The organism is Paenibacillus germinis (assembly GCF_013141785.1).
Taxonomy (GTDB): domain Bacteria; phylum Bacillota; class Bacilli; order Paenibacillales; family NBRC-103111; genus Paenibacillus_E; species Paenibacillus_E phytorum.
Map to the genome: position 1 here is coordinate 1 of NZ_WHOC01000010.1, position 2,822 is coordinate 2,822.

The 2,822-nt window shown below is 46.5% G+C and carries 3 protein-coding genes; all 3 read left to right on the forward strand.

Going from position 1 to position 2,822, the window contains the following annotated elements; genetic code table 11:
• Nucleotides 1-582 (forward strand): arginase (rocF, locus tag GC102_RS01450; protein WP_171687909.1); only part of this gene is annotated, 582 nt, incomplete at its 5' end.
• Nucleotides 583-648: 66 nt separating this feature from the next.
• Nucleotides 649-1,839, forward strand: a complete 1,191-nt coding sequence (locus tag GC102_RS01455; protein ID WP_171687910.1) for an ornithine--oxo-acid transaminase — start codon at nucleotides 649-651, stop codon at nucleotides 1,837-1,839.
• Nucleotides 1,840-1,872: 33 nt separating this feature from the next.
• Nucleotides 1,873-2,778: an arginase gene (gene rocF, locus GC102_RS01460; protein ID WP_171687911.1), complete on the forward strand. Its 906-nt coding sequence runs from the start codon at nucleotides 1,873-1,875 to the stop codon at nucleotides 2,776-2,778.
• The last annotated feature ends 44 nt before the right edge of the window (nucleotides 2,779-2,822 follow it).

Consider the following 2,822-nt stretch of genomic DNA (forward strand, 5'->3'; position numbering starts at 1 on the left):
AAAGGGGTTCTGCAGCATGTAAACAGGCTTGGTGTGATTTGGTTTGACGCTCATACTGACGTTAACACCGAGGAAACAACGTACTCCGGCAATATACATGGTATGTCCTTAGCCGTTGCTCTGGGTTATGGTCACCCGGACTTGGTATCCATCGGTGGTATTGAAGCGAAGCTAAGACCGGAGAATGTGGTCATTATCGGAGCTAGATCCATTGATCAAGGAGAAAGAGCGTTCCTGAAGGAAAAAGGCATTCGTGTATTCACTATGCATGATATTGATCGAAACGGTATGAAACAGGTGATGGAAGAAGCGCTTCAGATCGTAACCAACGGAACAGATGGTGTTCATCTTAGCCTTGATTTGGATGGGATGGACCCAGGCGAAGCCCCAGGTGTCGGCACACCCGTTTCAGGTGGCATGTCTTACAGGGAGAGTCATTTTGCGATGGAGATGCTATATGAGCGGAATGTACTTGTCTCCGCTGAGTTTGTCGAAGTGAACCCGATGTTGGATCAAAATAACAAAACAGCTAAAACAGCAGTAGAATTAATTGGCTCTGTGTTCGGAGAACGCATTCTTTAAAATAAAACGCGAAGCTTATGCTTACGATGTAAGTTTTGTATTCAAAACTCTAAGGAGAGTGCCGTCATGAAGAGCGAAACTACTAATATTATTATGCAAACGGAAAAATATGGCGCACATAACTACCATCCGCTACCAATCGTCATTTCGCGGGCAGAAGGCGTTTGGGTTGAAGATCCGGAAGGCAATCGGTTTATGGATATGTTAAGTGCCTATTCGGCCTTGAATCATGGACATAGACATCCCAAAATTATCGAAGCCCTCAAGGTTCAAGCCGATAAAGTAACATTGACTTCGAGAGCGTTTCATAACGATCAGCTCGGGGAATTTTATGAAAAGCTGTCTGCTCTGACAGGGAAAAGCATGATACTACCAATGAACACAGGAGCAGAGGCGGTAGAGACTGCCCTCAAAGCCGTGAGACGTTGGGCATATAAAGTCAAGAAAGTACCTGCCAATCAGGCTGAAATCATTGTCTGCGAAGGAAACTTCCACGGACGGACGATTACAGTGACGTCTTTTTCATCTTCGGAAGAGTATAAAGAAGATTTTGGTCCATTTACGCCGGGCTTCAAAATCATTCCTTATGGAGACTTAGATGCTTTGAAACAAGCAATAACATCGAATACAGCAGCTTTTCTGGTGGAGCCGATTCAGGGGGAAGCTGGAATTGTCATTCCAAATGAAGGTTTCTTGCAAGAAGCCTATCAGCTGTGTAAAGCGAATAACGTTCTCTTCGTTGCGGATGAGATTCAGACAGGATTCGGCCGAACTGGCAAGTTGTTCTCCTGTGAGTGGGAATCTGTTCACCCAGATGTTTATATTATGGGCAAAGCGCTGGGGGGCGGCGTATTCCCGATCTCAGCAGTTGCCGCTAATGAGGACATCCTCGGCGTATTTAATCCCGGATCGCACGGGTCCACCTTCGGTGGAAATCCTTTAGGCTGCGCCGTTGCTATTGCCGCAATGGACATATTGAAGGAAGAGAGTTTGGTCGAACGTTCATATGAATTAGGGAAATATTTCATTGATAATCTGCGTAAGATCGAAAGTCCGGATATTAAAGAGGTACGAGGCCGCGGATTGTTCATTGGCGTTGAATTGAACGAGCAGGCGCGTCCGTATTGTGAAAAAATGAAAGAGCTTGGCATCTTGTGCAAAGAAACGCACGAAACGACGATCCGATTTGCGCCGCCGCTTACAATCTCGAAGGAGCAATTAGATTGGGCGCTTGAGCGCATCAAGCTTGTCTTTTAGGTAAATGGATAAGGGGAAAGGAAGGGGAGTATCATGCCGGCTCGTAAACAACTTAGTATCATTCAGGTGCCATTTGGACTTGGAGCCAGTCGTCCAGGAACAGAAGATGGTCCAGAAAGCATGCTTCAAGCAGGCTTAATTCGCCAAATTCGGAAAACGGACTATGAGCTTACTGCCGAATATAAGCTGAGATGTCCCCTGCCTTCTGTTGTTTCTTCGAACGATGACAAGGGGAAGTATCTCCCTGAAGTGAAAGAGATGAGCAAGCTGGTGGCGAAGCAAGTCTCGCAAGCTGTTCATAATGGCACCGTTCCCCTTGTGTTGGGCGGCGATCATAGTGTATCCATTGGGGTACTCGCAGGGCTATCATCCCAGTTCTCGAACTTGGGGGTCATTTACTTTGACGCTCACGTTGGTCTGAGTACCGAAGAGGTTAGTCCGACTGGGTACTTGAATAGGATGTCATTAGCGGTAGCCCTTGGTAAAGCTCAATTGAGGTTGGAAGAAATTTCAGGATCTAAAACTTTGATAAAAAAAGAGAATGTAGTCATCATCGGCGTTCGCGATGTGGAACCAGATGAGCGAGAACTGATTGTGAAAGAAGGAATTTCTTGCTTCACAATGCATGACATCGATCGGTTGGGGATTGAGAAGGTCATTGAAAAGGCGCTGCAAATTGCCGGGTATGGAACCGACGGTATCCATATCAGCTTAGATGCAGATTGCTTAGATCCATTAGAAGCACCCGGGGTCGGAATGCCAATGCCAGGCGGACTGACATACCGCGAAGCGCATTTTGCCTGTGAACTGCTAGCGGAATCGGGTCAAATCGTCTCCATTGACGTTGTTGAGATCAATTCAATGTTGGATGAAAGCAGACGCACTGCGCGGCTTGCTATTGGCCTAATTGCTTCGCTGCTTGGTAAGCGAATTCTGTGAAAAAAACCGCTGAAGATGGATTCAAACTTCGAAACGGCTTGTAA